The organism is Tardiphaga sp. 172_B4_N1_3 (genome assembly GCF_052076035.1).
Taxonomy (GTDB): Bacteria; Pseudomonadota; Alphaproteobacteria; order Rhizobiales; family Xanthobacteraceae; genus Tardiphaga; species Tardiphaga robiniae.
Genome location: NZ_CP197238.1, coordinates 2,117,669 through 2,137,121 on the forward strand (window position 1 = coordinate 2,117,669; position 19,453 = coordinate 2,137,121).

General features: G+C 61.5%; 20 protein-coding genes. 9 read left to right on the plus strand and 11 right to left on the minus strand.

The genetic code is table 11. The annotated features are described in order from the left end of the window. Positions 1-37: 37 nt before the first annotated feature. The 4 genes from fabF to fabD form a co-directional block, all read right to left on the minus strand. Positions 38-1,303 (minus strand): beta-ketoacyl-ACP synthase II, encoded by a 1,266-nt coding sequence (gene fabF / locus AB7783_RS09835; protein ID WP_089263937.1) that lies wholly within the window; start codon positions 1,301-1,303, stop codon positions 38-40. 124 nt (positions 1,304-1,427) lie between these two features. Then, a complete protein-coding gene (locus AB7783_RS09840) occupies positions 1,428-1,667 on the minus strand; it encodes an acyl carrier protein (protein WP_006020277.1) in 240 nt (79 codons plus the stop codon). Between the two features lie 296 nt (positions 1,668-1,963). Beyond that, positions 1,964-2,701 carry a 3-oxoacyl-[acyl-carrier-protein] reductase gene (gene fabG / locus AB7783_RS09845; RefSeq protein WP_089263936.1) on the minus strand — a complete coding sequence of 246 codons (738 nt, stop codon included), beginning with the start codon at positions 2,699-2,701 and terminating at the stop codon, positions 1,964-1,966. Between the two features lie 21 nt (positions 2,702-2,722). Then, a complete protein-coding gene (gene fabD / locus AB7783_RS09850) occupies positions 2,723-3,682 on the minus strand; it encodes an ACP S-malonyltransferase (protein ID WP_441277505.1) in 960 nt (319 codons plus the stop codon). A 369-nt stretch (positions 3,683-4,051) separates the two neighbouring features. On the opposite strand from fabD, the gene rpsF reads away from it, so the two are divergent. The 4 genes from rpsF (at position 4,052) to rplI (ending at position 6,492) form a co-directional block, all read left to right on the plus strand. Then, positions 4,052-4,525, plus strand: coding sequence for a 30S ribosomal protein S6 (gene rpsF / locus AB7783_RS09855; RefSeq protein ID WP_068731054.1), 474 nt, complete (start codon positions 4,052-4,054; stop codon positions 4,523-4,525). A 5-nt stretch (positions 4,526-4,530) separates the two neighbouring features. Continuing rightward, positions 4,531-4,770 carry a 30S ribosomal protein S18 gene (gene rpsR, locus AB7783_RS09860; RefSeq protein ID WP_002711478.1) on the plus strand — a complete coding sequence of 80 codons (240 nt, stop codon included), beginning with the start codon at positions 4,531-4,533 and terminating at the stop codon, positions 4,768-4,770. A 124-nt stretch (positions 4,771-4,894) separates the two neighbouring features. Next, positions 4,895-5,863: a hypothetical protein gene (locus AB7783_RS09865; RefSeq protein ID WP_441277506.1), complete on the plus strand. Its 969-nt coding sequence runs from the start codon at positions 4,895-4,897 to the stop codon at positions 5,861-5,863. Positions 5,864-5,907: 44 nt separating this feature from the next. Next, entirely contained in the window at positions 5,908-6,492 is a 585-nt protein-coding gene (gene rplI, locus AB7783_RS09870; RefSeq protein WP_089263933.1) for a 50S ribosomal protein L9, read from the plus strand. 86 nt (positions 6,493-6,578) lie between these two features. On the opposite strand, the gene AB7783_RS09875 is transcribed toward rplI, so the two are convergent. After that, on the minus strand, positions 6,579-7,712 hold the full coding sequence (locus AB7783_RS09875) for a hypothetical protein (RefSeq protein WP_441277507.1): 1,134 nt from the start codon (positions 7,710-7,712) through the stop codon (positions 6,579-6,581). 256 nt (positions 7,713-7,968) lie between these two features. Here AB7783_RS09875 and AB7783_RS09880 point away from each other — a divergent pair, with 256 nt between their 5' ends. After that, on the plus strand, positions 7,969-9,219 hold the full coding sequence (locus AB7783_RS09880) for a class I SAM-dependent methyltransferase (protein WP_441277508.1): 1,251 nt from the start codon (positions 7,969-7,971) through the stop codon (positions 9,217-9,219). A gap of 6 nt (positions 9,220-9,225) precedes the next feature. Here AB7783_RS09880 and AB7783_RS09885 read toward each other — a convergent pair whose 3' ends face one another. Continuing rightward, entirely contained in the window at positions 9,226-9,456 is a 231-nt protein-coding gene (locus tag AB7783_RS09885; RefSeq protein ID WP_441277509.1) for a hypothetical protein, read from the minus strand. A gap of 357 nt (positions 9,457-9,813) precedes the next feature. Between AB7783_RS09885 and AB7783_RS09890 the strand changes: the two genes are divergently transcribed. After that, positions 9,814-11,313 (plus strand): replicative DNA helicase, encoded by a 1,500-nt coding sequence (locus AB7783_RS09890; RefSeq protein WP_068731048.1) that lies wholly within the window; start codon positions 9,814-9,816, stop codon positions 11,311-11,313. A gap of 98 nt (positions 11,314-11,411) precedes the next feature. Then, positions 11,412-12,602 (plus strand): alanine racemase, encoded by a 1,191-nt coding sequence (alr, locus tag AB7783_RS09895; protein ID WP_441277510.1) that lies wholly within the window; start codon positions 11,412-11,414, stop codon positions 12,600-12,602. On the opposite strand, the gene AB7783_RS09900 is transcribed toward alr, so the two are convergent. After that, complete coding sequence (locus AB7783_RS09900; RefSeq protein ID WP_441277511.1) at positions 12,599-12,868, minus strand: tautomerase family protein; 270 nt, start codon at positions 12,866-12,868, stop codon at positions 12,599-12,601. The genes alr and AB7783_RS09900 overlap by 4 nt on opposite strands. Continuing rightward, a complete protein-coding gene (locus AB7783_RS09905) occupies positions 12,865-12,987 on the minus strand; it encodes a hypothetical protein (RefSeq protein ID WP_441277512.1) in 123 nt (40 codons plus the stop codon). Before AB7783_RS09905 ends, AB7783_RS09900 begins: the two co-directional genes overlap by 4 nt. Positions 12,988-13,064: 77 nt before the next feature. Here AB7783_RS09905 and AB7783_RS09910 point away from each other — a divergent pair, with 77 nt between their 5' ends. Then, positions 13,065-13,793 (plus strand): sulfite exporter TauE/SafE family protein, encoded by a 729-nt coding sequence (locus AB7783_RS09910; protein WP_309945537.1) that lies wholly within the window; start codon positions 13,065-13,067, stop codon positions 13,791-13,793. Positions 13,794-14,162: 369 nt separating this feature from the next. Further along, positions 14,163-17,639, plus strand: coding sequence for a bifunctional diguanylate cyclase/phosphodiesterase (locus AB7783_RS09915; protein ID WP_441277513.1), 3,477 nt, complete (start codon positions 14,163-14,165; stop codon positions 17,637-17,639). Positions 17,640-17,734: 95 nt separating this feature from the next. On the opposite strand, the gene map is transcribed toward AB7783_RS09915, so the two are convergent. The 3 genes from map to AB7783_RS09930 form a co-directional block, all read right to left on the minus strand. Further along, positions 17,735-18,514 carry a type I methionyl aminopeptidase gene (gene map / locus AB7783_RS09920; protein WP_441277514.1) on the minus strand — a complete coding sequence of 260 codons (780 nt, stop codon included), beginning with the start codon at positions 18,512-18,514 and terminating at the stop codon, positions 17,735-17,737. Then, complete coding sequence (locus tag AB7783_RS09925; protein WP_441277515.1) at positions 18,511-18,723, minus strand: ParD-like family protein; 213 nt, start codon at positions 18,721-18,723, stop codon at positions 18,511-18,513. The genes map and AB7783_RS09925 overlap by 4 nt, the downstream gene beginning before the upstream one ends. 159 nt (positions 18,724-18,882) lie before the next feature. Beyond that, positions 18,883-19,242, minus strand: a complete 360-nt coding sequence (locus AB7783_RS09930; RefSeq protein WP_441279674.1) for a hypothetical protein — start codon at positions 19,240-19,242, stop codon at positions 18,883-18,885. Positions 19,243-19,453 lie beyond the last annotated feature (211 nt).

Here is a 19,453-nt window from a genome sequence, read left to right on the forward strand (position 1 = left end):
GAATTAGCGCGGAATACGGCGAAACGGTGGAGGTTCTCTAACCAGCCACGCGCTGTAGGATCACGGACGCATTAGTACCGCCGAAACCGAATGAATTCGACAAGGCAATGTTGATCTCGCGCTTGCGCGGGGTCAATGCGACGAGATCGATCGCAGTTTCCACCGACGGATTGTCGAGATTGATCGTCGGCGGCGCGATGTTATCCCGAATCGCAAGCACACAGAAGATGGCCTCGACCGCACCAGCCGCACCGAGCAGGTGGCCGATCGACGACTTCGTCGATGACATCGACACTTTTGACGCGGCATTGCCGAGCAGGCGCTGAACCGCGCCGAGTTCGATCTCGTCGCCGAGTGGCGTCGAGGTGCCGTGCGCATTGATGTAGTCGATGTCGGCCGCGGCAATGCCGGCGCGCTTCATCGCAGCGTTCATGCTGCGGAACGCACCATCGCCATCCGGCGTCGGCGAGGTGATGTGGTAGGCATCGCCCGACATGCCGTAGCCGATAATCTCGGCATAGATGCGTGCGCCGCGCGCTTTGGCGTGCTCGTACTCTTCGAGCACGACGACGCCGGCACCCTCGCCCATGACGAAACCATCGCGGTCCTTGTCGTAGGGCCGCGACGCTTTCTCCGGCGCTTCGTTGAAATTGGTCGACAGCGCGCGTGCTGCCGCGAAGCCGGCCATCGCCAAACGGCTGATTGGCGACTCGGTACCGCCGGCGACCATGACATCGGCGTCGCCGAGCGCGATCAGACGGCCGGCATCGCCGATCGCGTGCGCGCCGGTCGAACATGCGGTGACGACGGAGTGATTGGGGCCTTTAAGACCGTGCTCGATCGAGACATATCCCGAAGCGAGATTGATTAGGCGGCCGGGAATGAAGAACGGCGACACTTTGCGCGGGCCGCGCTCTTTCAGAAGCAATGCGGTATCGGCAATGCCGGACAGACCGCCGATGCCGGAGCCGATCATCACGCCGGTGGCGCAGCGATCGTCTTCATTGTCGGGGTGCCAGTTGGCATCGTCGAGCGCCTGCTTGGCGGCGCACATCGCATAGATGATGAAGTCGTCGACCTTGCGCTGGTCTTTCGGCTCCATCCACTGGTCGGGATTGAAGGTACCGCCCGTGCCGTCGCCGCGTGGAATCACACAGGCGATCTGGCTGGTGAGATCGGATACATCGAATGTATCGATCCGCTTTGCGCCGCTCTCACCGTTGAGGATGCGCTTCCAGGTCGGCTCGACGCCGCAGCCAAGTGGCGACACCATGCCAAGGCCTGTGACGACCACCCGCCTCATTGTCGTACCTCCATGGCCCATCCTTGAGCCAATGCCTTTGAGCAATGCCTACGCGTCACAGCAAGAAGCCGGTGGATCGCACAAACGCGATCCGGCCGGCTTCAAAATGTGTCGCGCGAAGGTGTCAGCTCTTTGCGTTCTTCTCGAGAAACTTGGTTGCGTCGCCGACGGTCAGAATCGTCTCGGCGGCATCGTCCGGAATTTCGCAGCCGAACTCTTCTTCGAACGCCATCACGAGCTCGACCGTGTCGAGGCTGTCAGCGCCGAGATCATCGATGAAGCTCGCGGCATCGACCACCTTCTCGGGTTCAACACCAAGGTGTTCAACCACGATCTTCTTCACTCGCTCGCCAATCTCGCTCATATCAACCTCGTGCTTGTTACATTGGGCCCGTCCGCAGACGATACGAGCCATCGTGGAGCGTTTAACTCGTTAAACCTTGCGCAGTTGCGCGTCTCTGGATTGACCCCGTCGTCCCGGACGGAGCCTCGCGAAAACGGCAGGCTCGTCCCCGCCAATATACAGGGTTTCAAATTCCTGCAATGGCCTTCTTTGCCCCACCGTTGGAGGTTCGGTTACCATACTTCATTTGGCTTGGCCACATAGCCCGGCGACTGTCCAAACCTCAATTAAATCACGACGTTGGGTTCCCCCGACGCTTAGATCATCGCCATGCCGCCATTGACATGAATCGTCTGTCCGGTGACGTAAGCCGCCTCATTTGAGCTCAGATAGACCGCAGCTGCCGCAATATCTTCCGGCGAGCCGAGACGCCCTGCCGGCACCTTGGTCAGAATCGTTTCGCGCTGCTTGTCGTTCAGCACATCGGTCATCGGCGTTGCGATGAAACCAGGTGCAATGCAATTGGCCGTTACATTGCGCTTGGCGTATTCCGCGCCCAGTGTTTTCATCATGCCGATCAGGCCGGCTTTCGCCGCGGTGTAATTCCCCTGCCCGGGATTTCCAGTGACGCCGACCACCGAAGTGATGGCGATGATGCGGCCGAAGCGCTTGCGCATCATCAGCTTGGTCGCGGCGCGTGCGAGGCGGAAGGTCGCGGTCAGATTGACGTTGATCACGTCATCCCAGTCTTCGTCCTTCAACTGGACGAACAGATTATCGCGGGTGATCCCGGCATTGCTGACGAGGATGTCGAGTTGGCCCATGGCTTTCTCGGCTGATGGCACCAACTCTTCGACCTCAGCGGCGTTGGAAAGATTGCACGGCAGCACATGCGTGCGATCGCCGAGCTTCGCGGCCAGCGTTTCGAGAACCGCCTTGCGCGTTCCGGACAGTGCCACCGTCGCGCCCTGCGCATGCAAAGCCGTGGCGATGGCTTCGCCGATGCCACCAGTCGCGCCGGTCACGAGCGCCGTCTTGCCTGTCAAATCGAACATCTTGTCTTCTCCTCTGGCCGCTTACGCCGAACGCGCTGCTGCGAGCGCATCCTTGGCGGCGGCAATGTCATTGGGTCCGCCGACGGCGACGCCGACGGCACCTTCGGCAATGCGTTTGACAAGTCCGCTCAGCACCTTGCCGGAGCCGACCTCAAGGAAGCGCGTCACGCCCTGGCCTGCCATATAGGATACGCATTCGCGCCAGCGCACGGTGCCGGTGACCTGCTCGACCAGGCGGCGGCGGATTTCATCCGGATCCGAGATCGGCGCGGCCAGCACGTTGGACACCAGCGGCACCACCGGCTTGTTGATCGTGACCTTGGCCAGCGCGTCCGCCATCACGTCGGCGGCGGGCTGCATCAGGCTGCAATGGAACGGCGCCGACACCGGCAGCAACATCGCACGCTTGGCGCCCTTGGTCTTGGCGATCTCCAGCGCGCGTTCGACCGCAGCCTTGTTGCCGGACACCACCACCTGACCGCCGCCATTGTCGTTGGCGGCGTGGCACACTTCGCCCTGTGCAGCTTCTTCAGCCACGGCCACGGCGGTCTCGTAATCGAGGCCGAGCAACGCCGCCATGGCGCCGACACCCACCGGCACGGCCTTCTGCATGGCCAGACCGCGGGTCCGCAGCAGGCGGGCCGCATCCGTGACCGAGAGACTTCCCGCCGCTGCCAGCGCCGAATATTCGCCGAGCGAATGACCGGCCACGAACGCGGCGTCTTTGGCCAGCGAGATGCCAGCCTCGGCCTCAAGCACCCGCATGGTCGCCAGCGACACCGCCATCAGCGCCGGCTGGGCGTTTTCGGTCAATTGCAGCGTCTCGGCCGGGCCATCCCAGATGATTCCCGTGAGCTTCTCGTTGAGGGCCGAATCGACCTCGTCGAACACGGCCTTAGCGGCGGGAAATGCATCCGCGAGCGCCTTGCCCATGCCGACCGCCTGGGAACCCTGCCCCGGAAAGGTAAATGCTGCGGTCATTGACGCCCCGTCATGTTTTTTGGCTTAAACTCGTTCAAACGTGCGCCGTAAGACACTGGCACGACGGGGAATGTCAAGCCGCAGCGCCCAGGATGCACCACGATCCGGGTTCCCGCCCGCTTCCGGAATCCGCTCATTTGGCCCCCGTTTCGCTTGCCATTACTGGGAAAATCCGTATAAGGCCCCGATCCGCAGATCCCGGCCGGGAGCTGAACGGACGGTCACAGCAAAATCACACACAGGTTTGTTGCGATAGGGCCAGTTGGTCCGTCGTCCCGTGCTCCCGCCTTCTGAGCAATATCGAGTCCTTTCCATAAGGGTTCGAAGGGCTTGCCGCCGGGAAACGCGCTAACCTTGGAAAGGACAGCCATGCCTCTTTATGAGCATGTATTTCTCGCACGTCAGGATGCGAGCGCACAGCAGGTCGAAGACCTCACCACCCAGATGACCGGCATCGTCGAAGGTCTCGGCGGCAAGGTCGTGAAGATGGAAAACTGGGGCGTGCGCTCCCTGACCTATCGCATGAACAAGAATCGCAAGGCGCACTTCGTGCTGATGAACCTCGATGCCCCGTCCGCGGCGGTCACCGAGATTGAGCGCCAGGAGCGTATCAGCGAAGACGTCATCCGTTATCTGACCGTCCGCGTCGAAGAGCACGAGGAAGGCCCGAGCGCCATGATGCGCAAGGCTGATCGTGATCGTGAACGCGACGACCGTGGCGGTGGCTTCCGTGGCGACCGCGAAGGCGGCGGTTTCCGTGGCGACCGTGAAGGCGGTGGCTTCCGTGGTGATCGTGGTCCGCGTCGTCCGCGCGACGACGAAGCAGCATCGGTTGAGGAGTAAGAATAATGGCTGAAGCTGGTGCACGTCGTCCGTTTTTCCGCCGTCGCAAGACCTGCCCGTTCACGGGTCCGAACGCGCCGAAGATCGACTACAAGGATTCCAAGCTGCTGATGCGTTACGTTTCCGAGCGCGGCAAGATCGTGCCGAGCCGCATCACGGCCGTCTCCGCCAAGAAGCAGCGTGAACTCGCCCGCGCCATCAAGCGCTCGCGTTTCCTCGGCCTGCTGCCCTACGTTATCCGCTAAGGCGGTTTTCGGCCGGCGGCCTCGCGCCGCCGGTCGCTTCTATTTCTCATAAGGTTTCCGGGTCGTCCGGTCGCCGATGGTTGGGGCAAGTGCCTCTAACCGCTCAAAGGGGGCGGGACAGCTGATGATCGCAAGTCTTCTCATCGCGTTTGCCGCCGGCGCTGCCTCAGCGCTAATGTTCGCCTCGATCATTTCGGGCGCGTTGATTTCCCTTTTGCTGTTCTATCTCGCGCCGCTGCCCTTGATGGTCGCCGCTCTCGGCTGGGGTCCGGTGACTGCTGCCATCGGCGGCATCGCAGCCGGCACCTCGCTCGGCCTGCTGTTCGGCATGCCCTATCTTGCCGCCTTCGTCTTCACCGTGGCACTGCCCGCCTGGTGGCTTGGCCATCTCGCATTGCTCGGCCGTCCAGTGACTGCAGAAGTGCCGGGCGTGAATGGCGCGGCCGCGACACCCCCCGTGGTCGAATGGTATCCGGTGGGCCGTATGCTGCTGTGGACAGCGGGTTTCGCCGCATTCACGACCATGGGCGCGCTGCTGACGCTCGGCACCGATGGCGACACTATCGTCTCGGCGCTGCGCCGCGCTCTGACCCGCATCCTGGGATCGCGCGGCGGCGCTGGCGACTCCGAACAGGTCATCAATGCCCTGGTGACGATCGCGCCGGCTGCCGCCGCCATCGTCGCGATCATGACGCTGACGCTCAATCTCTGGCTCGCCGGCCGCATCATCGTGACATCGGGCCGGCTGAATCGGCCGTGGCCCGAGCTGAAATCCGCAGCACTGCCGCCGATGACGATGGTCGCGCTGTGTCTGGCTGTCGCGCTGTCCTTCATGGGCGGCATCGTCGGCATCTTTTCACAGATCGTCACGTCGGCGCTGATGATGGCCTATGCCCTCACCGGCTTCGCCGCGCTGCATACGCTGACCATGGGCATGAAAAGCCGCGTGATGGTGCTCGGTCTGACCTACGCCATGGTGCTCGTCCTCGGCTGGCCCATCCTCACCATGGTTGGCCTCGGCCTCGCCGATGCCTTCTTCGGATTTCGCCAACGTTTTCTCGCACGCAAGCCACCTTCTTCGACGGTGGCCTGACCAACTCAACTCAACACCTGCTCAACACTTAAAGGAGAACGATCATGGAAGTCATTTTGCTCGAACGCGTCGCCAAACTCGGCCAGATGGGCGAAGTCGTCCGCGTCAAGGACGGCTACGGCCGCAACTTTCTGCTGAAGCGTGGCAAGGCGCTGCGCGCCACCGCCGACAACCGCGCCAAGTACGACGGCATGAAGGCTGACCTCGAAGCCAACAACATCAAGGCCAAGGCGGAAGCCACCACAGTTGCCGAGAAGATCGACGGCCGCAACGTCGTCATCATCCGTCAGGCGTCGGAAACCGGTCAGCTGTTCGGTTCGGTGTCGGTGCGCGACATCATCGCCACCTTCGAAGCTGACGGCGTCACCTTCGCCCGCAGCCAGGTTCTGCTCGACGCGCCGATCAAGACCATCGGCCAGCACAAGATCTCGATCGCCGTGCATCCGGAAGTCGAAGTCAGCGTCAGCGTCACCGTTGCCCGTTCGGCCGACGAAGCGGAGCGCATCAACCGCGGCGAAGACATCTCGAGCCGTCAGGAAGATCAGGACGCAGCCGCCGAAGCACTCGCCGCCGCCGGCGAGTTCTTCGATCCGGACGCACAGGGCAACGCCGAAGAAGACAACGGCTAAGCCCACACGAAGCTTCTGCTCAAACGAGAAAGCCCGGCCAGATTGGCCGGGCTTTTTTATTCCGTTGTTGAGAGACGGTTGACCTTCTACTGCGAGATCGGCGGCACCGGCGAGCCTGACGAGGCCGGAGGCGCCGGTGGTGCAGCCGACGCGGGAGGCGGTGGTGGCGGCGCGGCCGGTGCCGGCGAAGGCGCGGCTGGAGCCACAGGAGTCGGCGCGGACGCTGGCGGAGTTGCGGGAGGCACGACCGCTGGCGGCGGAGCTACGGCTGGCGGAGGCGTTGGAGCCGGGGCCGGCGTTGCTGCGGGCGGAGACGCAGGGGCTGCCGGCGCAGGAGGCGCCGGCTCGGCAGGCGCCGGACGGCTTTCCCCTTCAGGCGCCTTCGGAGCCGGCGTGACCGACGGAACGGGATCTGGACGAAGTGCCGGCGTCTCAGGCTTGGCTTCGGGCTTCGCCTCAGGCTTGCTTTCTTCAGCGGGCTTCGCAGGCTCGGTCTTGGCCGGCTCAGGCCGTGGCTCAGACTTGGGTTCAGCCTTCGGCTCAGTCTTGGGTTCGACCTTGGGCTCGTCCTTCACAGGTTCGGCCTTCGGCGGCTCTTCCTGATGACGGCGCCCCTTCTTACCGAGCTTTTGCTTCTGCGCGGGACGCTCTGCTTCGGCGGCAGCCGGCGACTGTGCGTCTACGGGCTTGGCCGCATCGGGCTTCGCTTCGGGATTGTCTGTCGCCGGGCGCGCCTGTCGCCGGGCATTGCGGCCCTGGCGCGTGCCGGGCTCGGCCTGAGCTGGTGCAACATCGGCATCGGGCTTGGCGGCCTCCTGCGGACGTAGCCGGCGTCCCGGCGGCGGAGCCTCGGACGGCGGCGCAGCACCGGGCTTGGCATCGGCCGGGGCCGGCTTCTGCCCGGTCGTGAGTTCACGGCCCTGACGCGTCAGGTTATCCCCGGCAGGACGGCGGTCGGCCGCGCCGTTGGACACGACATAAGCGGCCATGGACGCCGCCATATCTGTACTTGTGGTGTAGTGCTGGCGCAGGAAGGCCGGCAACTGACCGGGCGCCACCGTCTTCAGCAGCCCGCGCGGACTTTTATGGCAGACGGCACAGCCGCCCGCGAAAATCTGGGAGGGTGACTTTCCGGCTTCGAGGTTTTGGGCCTGTGCCGGGACTGCCGCGAAGCCAATCAGGAGCATCACCGTCGCTAAACTGAGCGCTCGGCTCAACATTTCAATCTCCTGATGTGGCTAGCTTAATCACGCGGATCACCTTGTATCCGATTGTGACGTGAATGGAAGCATCGACATATCGCAACGATGTGATCGGAACAATCGGGATAGCGGCATTGCAGCGTGCGCATTGGCACAGGCGGTGCACCACTACTATCTTCTACTCAAGAGCTAGGGAGACAGTTGATCTCGTGCACGGCGGGAAGTTACGCTGTTGCTTCAGTTTGCGCGTGATCGGATCATTGGGGTGATTTCGATGGACCGTCTGTTGCGATTCTTCCTGAGTCAGTACATTCGCCGAGGGGCAATAACCTTCACTACGGCCTCCGGCCAACAATTCACCTTCGGTGATGGCTCCGGACTTCCCGTCTCTGCCCGCTTCGTCACCAAAGCCGCCCAACGCCGACTACTTCTCGATCCCGAACTGGCACTCGGCGAGATATTCATGGACGGGCTCCTCGTTATGGAGCGTGGCACCATTGCCGACCTGCTCGCCATCGCCCTGAACCAGCCCGACATGGCGCCCCGCTGGGCCAAGCTGCAATGGTGGCTCCGCTACGTCCTGCGCCACGCCCAGCAGTTCAATCCCCGCAAGCGCTCCCGCAACAACGTTGCCCATCACTACGATCTGGACGGCCGGCTCTACTCATTGTTTCTGGATGCCGACAAGCAATATAGCTGCGCCTATTTCGAAGGACCGGACGCGACCCTGGACGACGCCCAGCTCGCCAAGAAGCGCCACCTCGCGGCCAAGATGCTCATCGAAAAAGGCCAACGCGTACTCGACATCGGCTCCGGCTGGGGCGGGCTTGGGCTCTATCTGGCAGAGATGACCGGTGCCAATGTCACCGGCGTTACGCTGTCCACCGAACAGCTGCAGGTCGCCAATGCCCGGGCCGGCGAGAAAAACGTCAAAGACCGCGCAAAATTCCTGCTCGAGGACTATCGCGACATCCCCGGTCCATTCCACCGCATCGTCTCCGTCGGCATGTTCGAACATGTCGGCGTCGACCATTACGACACCTACTTCAAGCGATGCGCTGAACTCCTGACAGAGGACGGCGTCATGGTGCTGCACTCCATCGGCCGCCCTGAGGGACCCGGTATCACCAATCCATGGGTCGCCAAGTACATTTTCCCCGGCGGCTACATCCCCGCTTTGTCGGAAGTTCTCCCGGCCATTGAACGGGCCGGGTTACTGGTCTCGGACATCGAAATCCTGCGGCTGCATTATGCCGAGACGCTCAAGGCATGGCGCGAGCGCTTCATGGCACGACGCGAGGAAGCCGTGCGGCTCTATGACGAGCGCTTTGCGCGAATGTGGGAGTTCTATCTGGCGGCGTCCGAAATGTCGTTTCGCATGCAGAACGTGATGAACTTCCAGATCCAGCTCACCAAACGTCAGGACGTGGTGCCGTTCACGCGGGATTATATCGGGCGGGAGGAAGATCGGCTTCGAGCCAGGGAACGGACCCAGCAACCGCGTCTGCAAATTGCCGGCGAATAGGCTGGTTTAGTGCTGGAATAGGAGCGTCGCCTGCCGGCGGCGCAAGATAGGCCGTGGCCGCAAAATGGCGGGGCGCTGGAGGCGCGCTTTGGCGGCGGAGAGCGCTTTCGTATCGCATGGGACATTTTCAAGCTGCGCGGTGCGCTCGAACGTGTCGATCAGCGTGGACAACCACGCAGAACCGTCGGTTCCGGCAGCCTGAGTTCCGGCATCGGGATGCTGGTGACGCTGGCCCATGGATCTATCCTTCGCCTCTTATTCGTTTTGAAGCCAACGCCCGGCTCCCCGTGGGGTTCCGGCACTGCCATGCCTGTCAGTGGCTGGCTCTCTTATAAGTGCGAGAGATCGCCATCCGGTTCAGGCGCGGGGCGCAATTTTTCCGGGTTCCTTAAGCAATGATTCAGACCCCTCCCCTTGCTGCGGTGGAAGCGTCAAGCGCAATGCGCGCGACCGGCCGGAATTCCCCCGCCTTGATGTGTGAATCGTGCATAAGGCCGCTTCGTCCTTCCACTCGGAGACCGTCAGGCGCTTAGTCGCCGACGCCCGCGTGACCACGCCGTTCATCCGCCCAATTCGGAAGACCCAATAGAGACCATGGCCGCATTCGATTCGAACGTTCTCAAGCTCACCCCCGAGGCGGGCACCCCGGCCTATCGGTCGGCGCCGCACAATATCGAGGCGGAACAGGGCGTGCTGGGCGCGATCCTGGTCAATAACGACGCCTTCTACCGGGTCTCGGACTTCCTCAAGGCCGAGCATTTCTTCGAGCCGATCCACCAGACGATCTTCGAAACGGCCGCTGCCATCGTGCGCGCCGGCAAGATCGCCACACCCGTGACGCTGAAGACCTTCCTGCCGACCGACACGGATCTCGGCGGCATGACCGTGGGCCAATATCTCGCCCGCCTCGCCGCCGAAGCCACCACCATCATCAATGCGCAGGATTACGGCCGCACGATCTACGAACTGGCAATCCGCCGCCAGCTGATCAATGTCGGCGAGGACATGGTCAACGTCGCTTATGACGCGCCGGTGGATTTCGCCCCCCGCGCCCAGATCGAGGACGCCGAGCGCCGGCTGTATGAGCTGGCCGAAGCCGGCCGCTATGACGGCGGCTTCCAGCGCTTCTCCCAGGCAATGACCACCGCGCTCGATATGGCGGCCAACGCCTATCAGCGCGACGGCAAGCTGTCGGGCATCTCAAGCGGTTTGCGCGATCTCGACGCCCGTATGGGCGGGTTGCAGCGCTCCGACTTGATCGTACTCGCCGGACGTCCCGGCATGGGCAAAACCTCGCTCGCCACCAACATCGCCTACAACATCGCCGCCGCCTATCAGTCCGAAGTGCAGCCCGACGGCAGCATGAAGACCATCAATGGCGGCGTCGTCGGCTTCTTCTCCTGCGAAATGTCCGCCGAACAGCTCGCCACGCGTATTCTCGCCGAGCAGACCGAGATTTCCTCCAGCGCGATCCGCCGCGGCGGCATCACCCAAGCCGAATTCGACAAGATCCGCGACTACACCATCAAGCTGCAGAACCTGCCGCTTTACGTCGACGAAACCGGCGGCCTGTCGATCTCGCAGCTCACCGCCCGCGCCCGCCGCCTGAAGCGGCAAAAGGGCCTCGACGTCATCATGGTGGACTACATCCAGCTGCTGCAGGGCTCCGGCAAGCGCTCCGACAACCGCGTGCAGGAAGTCACCGAGATCACCACCAGCCTCAAGGCGCTGGCGAAGGAATTGAACTGCCCGGTAGTGGCGCTGTCGCAGCTCTCGCGTCAGGTCGAAAATCGTGAAGACAAGCATCCGCAGCTGTCCGACTTGCGTGAATCCGGATCGATCGAGCAGGACGCCGACGTGGTGGTCTTCGTGTATCGCGAGGAATACTATCTGCAGGCTAAGGAGCCGCGACTCGGCACGCCCGAACACGAGAAATGGCAGCTCGAGATGGATCTTGCGCACGGCAAGGCCGAAGTCATCATCGCCAAGCAGCGTCACGGCCCCACAGGCACCGTCGACCTGCAGTTCGAAGGCCAGTTCACCCGCTTCAGCGATCTCGCCGGTGGCGCCCAGTTCCGCGCCCCGCAGGAGTGACGCGGGTGCGGTTGAACCGTCTCTGACGCGCGCATATTGTGCGGCGCAGAATTCGATCGTGTGATCCCATCACACGATCCCTGTGTCAGGACATTTCGATGAACAGCGTCTCCGCCCCCAAACCAACAACTCCCGCGGATATGGAGTTGCCCGCAGACGCCAGCGGCATGCTGACCATCGACCTCGACGCCATCGTCGCCAATTGGCGCAAGCTCGAAAAACACGGCGTGCCTGCCGAATGCGGCGCGGCGGTGAAGGCAGACGCCTATGGCTGCGGCATCACCCCCGTAGTGCGCGCGCTGGCGAAGGCGAACTGCAAGACCTTTTTTGTCGCGACCTTCGACGAAGCTCGCGCCGCCCGCGCGGCCGCGCCCGAAGCCGCGATCTATCTCCTGAACGGTTTTCCGCCGAATTCTGGCGATGCGCTGGCCGCCATCAATGTGCAGCCGGTGATCGGCGATCTCAACGAACTCGCCGAATGGGACATGTTCTGCCGCCGCACCGGCTGGAAGGGCGGCGCGGCGGTGCATATCGACACCGGTATGAACCGGCTGGGCCTCGGCCTGGTTGACGTCCAGGGCCTGATCCCGCGCCTCGGCTCGGGCGATCACGGCTTCACGCTGGTGATGAGCCACCTCGCCTGTGCTGAACAACTACACAATCCGATGAACGCCCGGCAATATTCCAGTTTCCGCGAGGCGTCCTCGCTGTTCTCCGGCGTGCCGGCATCCCTCGCGAATTCGTCGGGCATCTATCTCGGCGCGGCCTATCAGTTCGATCTGATGCGTCCGGGTGCCGCGCTCTACGGCGTTAATCCGACGCCGGAAGCCGACAATCCGATGGCGCCTGTGGTCGATCTCAAAGTGCGCATCCTGCAGACCCGCAGTGTCGAGCGCGGCGACAGCGTCGGCTACGGTGCCACCTGGGTGGCGCGGCGTCCGACCAGACTTGCGATCATCGCGGCCGGTTATGCCGATGGCTATTTCCGCGCTGCCGGCAGCAGCGACGGCACCCGCGGCGCCGAGGTGATTATCGCCGGCCAGCGCTGCCCAATCGCCGGCCGCATCTCCATGGATCTGCTCGCGGTGGACATCACCGACCTGCCCCATAACGCCGCCCGCCGCGGCCATCTGGCGACGCTGATCGGCGACGGCATCACCGTCGACGAACTGGCGCATCACTACGGCACCATCGCCTATGAGGTGCTGACCAGCCTCGGCCGACGCTACCTGCGGGTCTACAAGGGCGACGACGGCACCGCCGCCGCAGAGCCCGCCGCCGCGTCCTAGACGTCGACCTTGAAGCTGAGTTCGATCTCGGAGGCCGGCAGGCCGCCGCGCACGCCCCAGTTCTCCAAAGGCTGTTCGTTCAGGACGATCTTGATCTCGAGTTCCGGAACGCCGAGCGCCGCAAGGTTCTGCACGATCGTCTTATAGAGGCTTCGCTTGGCCTCGATGGAGCGGCCGGCAAACATCGTGATCTCGACCCGCGTAAAACGCTGCGAGCGCCCGGTCGGCACGATGCGCTGCGTTTCGCTATAGGTGTCCACCGTCACGTCGCGGTCTCCCAGTCGGGAATTTTGAGCGCCGCCAGCATCGCCGACTGCACGGCCTCGATGACCTCGATCTCACGGCCCCGCGCCCATTCTCCGGTGACTATTCTTGTGACTGGCATCGTCGTCTCCCATCGGATCGGTTGCACCCACACGACTGGAGCGCTCTTGTAACGTCCCGCGCTTGGAGAGTCGCGCCTTGAACTTCATCTTCGTCTGCACGGTCGGCCTTATCGCCGGCACCATTTCCGGGATCGTCGGCACCGGCTCGTCGATCATGCTGATGCCGGTGCTGGTCTGGCAATTCGGGCCGAAGGAAGCCGTGCCGATCATGGCGGTCGCCGCCGTGATGGCCAACCTGTCGCGCATCCTCGCCTGGTGGCGCGAGGTCGACTGGCGCGCCACCGCCGCCTATTCGCTCACCGGCATTCCAGCTGCAGCCCTGGGCGCACGCACGCTGCTGGTGCTGCCGTCGCACGTGGTCGATCTCACCATCGGACTGTTCTTCATTGCCATGGTGCCACTGCGCCACTGGCTGGCGCGGCGCTCCTTCACCATCAGCCTGTGGCAACTCGCGCTGGGCGGCGCGATCATTGGCTATCTGACCGGCATCGTCGTCTCCAGCGGCCCACTCAGCGTGCCGCTGTTTCTGTTTTACGGCCTCGCCAAGGGCGCCTTCCTCGCCACCGAAGCCGCGAGTTCGCTCGGCCTGTATCTCAGCAAGTCTGTCACCTTCCAGCGGTTTGGCGCGCTCGATCTCGACGTGCTTGTGAAAGGCCTGATCGCCGGCGCCTCGCTGATGGCCGGCGCATTCATCGCCAAGCGCTACGTACTGAAGCTGAGCGTCGAGACGTTCCGCCTGGTCATGGACGGGATCATGCTTCTGGCTGGCGCAAGCATGGTGCTGTCAGGCATGGCGCTGATCTAGGGCGTGGACTCACAAATCGCGGTAAGTATGTCCGCTACCCCGCGAGTTGCAGGCTCAAACAGGACATCGACTCGGGTCCGAAAAGCGCCAACAGGAGATTTCCAAACGGCGGGCCGCTGGAAACTGGCGCTGTTTAAAGTTGTATCGATTACTTACAAGTACGTACGACTGATGTTCATAGATGGCGATCAACCAGCAACAGGTATTAGTATCTCGCGAATCCGCATTTCCAACGTGCGCAGTGCAACATAATCCTTTGCCTCGCCGCGTACAGTAAAGCCAATATTTCCAACCTATTATTAAGGTTCGTCATCCACGCTGAAATCCGGAATTTCATTTGTTTCATTTGTAACGACTACTGGACGCTTCATGCGCGCGTTCTATGGAAGACTGGCCCGGCTGCCAGGATTTTCATTGGTGGTGCTCGGCGTCTTCTTTGCGACGTCGATCATCGTTGTGTTTTTGGTGGATCTGCAGGCGCGCCATCATGCGGCGCTTTCTGAGGCAAGAAAGGCAGCACTGAACATCGCCGAGATTCTCGCCGAACACACGGCGCTGACCTTTGAGGGGATCGATCGAACACTGCTCGAAGCCGAGAGAATTCGCGAAGATAACCTTTCGGGAAAGTATGCAACGCCCGAAGCCACAAATACCGCCTTGCGTCTTCTCAAGAAGGCCTCATCGATCGTCGTTGCCGTCGGCTGGACAGATGCAGCCGGTAACCTTCTGGCGCATTCCTACGATCGCACGCCGCCGCGAAGCAATATCTCCGACATGTTGCACTTCACCGCTCAACGCGATCAGACCGATGGCCGGCTGTTTATTGCGCCCCCCTATCCCTCGGCTGTCACCGACAAATGGTTGACGGCGGCGTCGCGCCGGTTAAGCAACGCCGACGGCAGCTTTGCAGGGGTCGTAACTGCGCCGCTCGACCCGACACATTTCACGCAGGTCTATCGCGCGATCGATGTCGGCAAGGGCGGATCCGTGCTGTTGCTGCATCGCGCGGGCACGGGGCGGGTTCTTGCGCGAGAGCCCGCGAGAAAAGGAGCCATCGGAAAATCTTTCGCGGATAGCCCGCTCGTCTCCGAATATCTGCCAAAATCGGAAGCGGGCACCTACGAGACGATAGGCGTTATCGACGGCATCGCGCGCCTCGCGGGGTACAAGGCTGTGCCCGGACTGCCCCTGGTCTTGGTCATCACATACGCCCGCAGTGAGGTGCTGGGACCATGGCGCCAGCACCTTTACATGGTGGGCCCGCTCGTCGCCATGATCGTTGCCGTCATCTTGTTCGGCACGTTTAGGATTTTGCGCCAGACGAATAGTCTTGCCGTGAAAACTAGGATTCTGGAACGAACGAACATGCAGTTCGATGCTGCCTTGAGCAACATGTCGCTAGGGCTCTGCCTGTTTGACGCGAACAAGAATCTGGTGGTTTCGAATGGCCGCTTCCGCGAGATGTACGGTTTCCCGGAAGAACTCGTCAGGCCCGGAACACCTTTGTCTCTCATGCTGCAGGCCCTCAAAGATCGCGGAAAGCACGATTTGTCCATCGAGGGGGATGTTCAGGAGATTCCGACGAAGCAAAGACAGATTTTTATGACTGCCGACGGTCGCGTGATTTTAATTCAACGCAGGTCGATTGCGGATGGCGGATGGGTCGCAACCCATGAAGACATCACCGAGCAGAAACGCGCACAGCGCTTGTTGACTGATAAAGCTGCTGAACTCGAGCGGATCAACATGCGCTTCGACGCCGCGATGAACAACATGTCGCAGGGTCTTTCGCTGTTTGATGGGGAGCAGAGGATCATTCTTTCAAATGCGCGCTATGCGGAAATCTATCACCTCAGCGAGGAACAGGTGAAGCCAGGGACTACGCTGCGGCAAATCATTGAATATCGCCGGGCGAAGAGAACAAATTGCGAAATGGCTGCGGATGTCCTTGTCGACGCCAAACTGAAACTGGAGAAAGAGGTCCAGGAGCTTGTCGACGGGCGCCTCATTTCGATGACGCGCCATCTGATGCCGACCGAAGGGTGGCTGGCGACTCATGAAGATGTCACGGCGCAAAAACACAGGGAGCAGTTGCTGGCCACGAAAGCCGTGGAGCTGGAGCAGACCAACGAACGCTTCGACATTGCGCTGAGCAACATGTCGCAGGGTCTCTGCATGTTCGACGGAGCGAAACGGCTCGTTGTCTGGAATGATCGTTATGCGGAACTATACCAGTTGCCTGCGGCTTTGTTGAAAGTCGGGACGCCTCATGAGGCTATCATCGCCGATCGCGTCTCCCGTGGCATTCTCAAGGGCGGGACGAGCGAACCAGCCATCAGGAAAAAGATAGCTGAATTGGGCCAGCATTCGACAGATTCAAGCTCGGCCAGGGTCGATGAACTTGTGGATGGGCGATTGATACTCGTCACCCGACAGCCGATGAAGGACGGCGGTTGGGTTGCAACGCATGAAGATATCACTGAACGGCGGCGCGCAGAGGCCGAGATCGTTCACCTGGCGCGTCACGATGCGCTCACGGGACTTGCCAACCGAACACTGTTTACCGAGAAACTTGAGGAGGCGAGCCAGCGTCTTAGCCGCCATGACGATGGCTTTGCCGTGGTCATGCTCGACCTCGATAGATTCAAGACCGTTAACGACACGCTGGGACATCCCGCTGGGGATCGTTTGCTTGTTGAGTTCGCTCAACGGCTGAAATCATCGACTCGCGAAACCGATGTGCTGGCCCGCCTTGGGGGTGACGAGTTTGCGATCATCCAGGACGGAGGACCCAATCCGCAGGAGGGGGCAATCGTGCTTGCCCTCAGGATCATCGATGCCATTGCTCAGCCATTTGATCTCAACGGCCACCAGGCCAGCATCGGGATCAGCATTGGAATTGCCCTGGCTCCGGAACAGGGCGTCGATCCCGAGGACCTGTTGAGAAAAGCAGATCTCGCGCTCTACGACGCCAAGACCGGCGGGCGAAACGATTTTCGCCTGTTCCAGTCCGAAATGATCGAGGCTGCCCACTCGCAGAAGATATTGGCAAACGAACTGCGGGACGCGATCGCGCGAAATGAATTCGAGGTGCACTATCAGCCGGTGGTTGACGCCAAGACGCGGCAGATCCGCGGCGCTGAGGCGCTGGTCCGCTGGCGGCATCCGTCGAAAGGACTCATCGCTCCCGATCAATTTATTCCGCTCGCGGAAACGACGGGGCTGATCCTTCCTCTTGGCGAGTGGATCCTGCACCAGGCTTGCACGGATGCAGCGTCGTGGCCGGCTCACCTCAAGATCATGGTCAACATCTCAGCGGTTCAAGTCAGCAAGGGAAAGCTGCTCGACGTCATGCTGGATACTCTGATGGAGACGGGTCTTTCGCCTGAACGGCTGGAGTTGGAAATCACGGAGACCGCTCTTCTTGAGAACGCGACGGCGCATCTGGGGACGATACGGCAGCTGAAGAATCTCGGCATCTCCATAGCGCTCGATGATTTTGGCACTGGTTATTCAACGGCGAGTTATTTGACCAATTTCCCGTTCGACAGGATCAAGATCGACAAATCCTTCGCACAAGGCGCTCCCAATCGCCGCGATTGCGCAGCGGTAGTGTCCTCGGTGCTTGCGCTGGCCCATGGTCTTGGCATCGCAACGACGGCGGAGGGTGTCGAGACCGAAGAGCAATTTGAATATCTGCAGGCTGCAGGCGTGGACCTCGTCCAGGGGTTTCTGTTCGGTCGGCCCGTCCCGCTCTCCGAATTCGACCTCGATGCCGCAGTTTCATTTGGAAATGGTGCTGCTGACGGCGAGTTGTGCGCAGAGGTCATCACCGCAGGGAGATGACCTCTGCGTTTCAAACGGCGATCAGGTGGGCTACGCCGCTGCTGCAACGAAGCGCGACATCGGCTACAGCTCCGGAAGCGAAAATTCCGATTTGATTACGCGCTTAAGAGTCCAAGCCCTGGTTCGTCGGGACGCAGCGTCAGCACCGACACGCCGGACGCTGTCACGGCAACGGTGTGCTCGAATTGCGCGGACAGCGACCCGTCTCTCGTCACAACAGTCCAACCGTCACCCATGGTTCTCACACTCCGCCGGCCGCGATTGAGCATCGGCTCGATCGTGAAAACCATCCCCTCACGCAGGGCGAGGCCCGTCCCCGGCTTTCCGAAGTGCCGAACCTGTGGTTCCTCATGCATCTCCCGGCCGATGCCGTGACCGCAATATTCACGCACCACGGAATAGCCATTGCGCCTGGCTTGTCGTTCGATCGCCCAGCCGATGTCTCCGAGCCGTGCGCCCGGGCGAACCGCCCGGATGCCCATCCACATCGCCTCATAGGTGGTCTCGACTAGCCTTCTGGCGGCCGGATTCACCTTGCCAACGAGATAGGTCTTGCTGGAATCTGCGATGTAATCGTTCTTCTCGAGCGTGATGTCGAAATTGACGATGTCGCCGTCGCGAAGCACATGCGATTGCGATGGAATGCCATGGCAGACCACATCGTTCACTGACGCATTCAACACGAAACCATAGCCATATTGGCCCTTGCTTGCGGGCCGGGCCTGGAGATCGTCGACAATGAACCGCTCGACCATTTCATTCACTTGAAGCGTCGAGAGGCCGGCGAGCGAGGTACGATCCAGCAGCCCGAAGACGGACGCCAGGAGCCGCCCGGATTCGGCCAGCAAGGCCAGTTCCTCAGGCCGCTTCGTCATGCTGCACTGACAGCCAGCGGCTGAGCCGAAACGCCTGCGGAGCTGAGTTCACGCGCCATGATCTCGTTGAAACTGAGCGTCGGATTGGTCTCGCACAGCATGCCGATCTTGATCCAATAGGCAGCCTGCGCATTGATTGAACGCAACGATACTGTGCACGCTTTGCGCACCTGATCGTGCAGATCGTCATCGATATTCACGATACCCATGGGGATCCTCATATATGATTCGTATATGAATCATATATTCCACGCATGCGAGAAAGCCAAGAGCGGCTTGTCCTGACTGCCTGCACCGCCCTCCCCAAACGCAAATCGGCCGCCCTGAGGCGGCCGATCGCAGTCCTGAAAATCTGAGCTACCCGCGGCTTAGTAGCCGTATCCGTAGCTTGAGCCGACGCTGAAGCCGCGATTGCAGGTCGAGCAGCCCTGCTGCACCGGTGCGTAATAGACATGCGCCGGAGCGACCATCTGCACACGCTGCTGCGTGGCGTATTGCGCCGGAATGCGCTCGTAATCGACGCGCGCAGGCGCAACCATCACGGTCTTCGGCACCATCACCGTCTCGTACTGCGCCGGCGTGCGGCGCGCGACGGTGCGGCCGGGAGCCACCATCACCGTCTCTTCGACCGTGCGATACTGCGGCGGCACCACCTGCTGCTGATAGCAGGTCTGGCACGGCGGCGGTGTGTAGCAGTTATAGCAACCCGCCGAGGCAACACCGGGCATCGCCATTCCGGCGACAACAGTGGCGAACATCGCAGCAGCAATCAATTTTGTCATGATGAGACCCCGTGGCGAGCTTGTTTGAAATGAGTTCGTATCGCTCTGATGCGCGACACTCAGCCAAGCACCACCACCGGTCAACGCGGTCCTGATATTTACCTTGATGAACGTGCTTAAGATTTGATGACGGCAACATATGAGGATGCCAAGGCAG

Bases quoted from the DNA above. Each gene is read 5' to 3' on its own strand.
- AB7783_RS09880 (WP_441277508.1), top strand. From the start codon at position 7,969: ATGGACCGTCTGTTGCGATTCTTCCTGAGTCAGTACATTCGCCGAGGG.
- rplI (WP_089263933.1), top strand. From the start codon at position 5,908: ATGGAAGTCATTTTGCTCGAACGCGTCGCCAAACTCGGCCAGATGGGC.
- AB7783_RS09865 (WP_441277506.1), top strand. From the start codon at position 4,895: ATGATCGCAAGTCTTCTCATCGCGTTTGCCGCCGGCGCTGCCTCAGCG.
- AB7783_RS09925 (WP_441277515.1), bottom strand. From the start codon at position 18,723: ATGGGTATCGTGAATATCGATGACGATCTGCACGATCAGGTGCGCAAA.
- fabF (WP_089263937.1), bottom strand. From the start codon at position 1,303: ATGAGGCGGGTGGTCGTCACAGGCCTTGGCATGGTGTCGCCACTTGGC.
- AB7783_RS09885 (WP_441277509.1), bottom strand. From the start codon at position 9,456: ATGGGCCAGCGTCACCAGCATCCCGATGCCGGAACTCAGGCTGCCGGA.
- AB7783_RS09930 (WP_441279674.1), bottom strand. From the start codon at position 19,242: ATGCCCGGTGTTGCCTCGGCGGGTTGCTATAACTGCTACACACCGCCG.
- AB7783_RS09905 (WP_441277512.1), bottom strand. From the start codon at position 12,987: ATGCCAGTCACAAGAATAGTCACCGGAGAATGGGCGCGGGGCCGTGAG.
- AB7783_RS09875 (WP_441277507.1), bottom strand. From the start codon at position 7,712: ATGTTGAGCCGAGCGCTCAGTTTAGCGACGGTGATGCTCCTGATTGGC.
- AB7783_RS09840 (WP_006020277.1), bottom strand. From the start codon at position 1,667: ATGAGCGAGATTGGCGAGCGAGTGAAGAAGATCGTGGTTGAACACCTT.
- map (WP_441277514.1), bottom strand. From the start codon at position 18,514: ATGACGAAGCGGCCTGAGGAACTGGCCTTGCTGGCCGAATCCGGGCGG.
- rpsF (WP_068731054.1), top strand. From the start codon at position 4,052: ATGCCTCTTTATGAGCATGTATTTCTCGCACGTCAGGATGCGAGCGCA.
- fabG (WP_089263936.1), bottom strand. From the start codon at position 2,701: ATGTTCGATTTGACAGGCAAGACGGCGCTCGTGACCGGCGCGACTGGT.
- AB7783_RS09915 (WP_441277513.1), top strand. From the start codon at position 14,163: ATGCGCGCGTTCTATGGAAGACTGGCCCGGCTGCCAGGATTTTCATTG.
- fabD (WP_441277505.1), bottom strand. From the start codon at position 3,682: ATGACCGCAGCATTTACCTTTCCGGGGCAGGGTTCCCAGGCGGTCGGC.
- alr (WP_441277510.1), top strand. From the start codon at position 11,412: ATGAACAGCGTCTCCGCCCCCAAACCAACAACTCCCGCGGATATGGAG.
- AB7783_RS09890 (WP_068731048.1), top strand. From the start codon at position 9,814: ATGGCCGCATTCGATTCGAACGTTCTCAAGCTCACCCCCGAGGCGGGC.
- rpsR (WP_002711478.1), top strand. From the start codon at position 4,531: ATGGCTGAAGCTGGTGCACGTCGTCCGTTTTTCCGCCGTCGCAAGACC.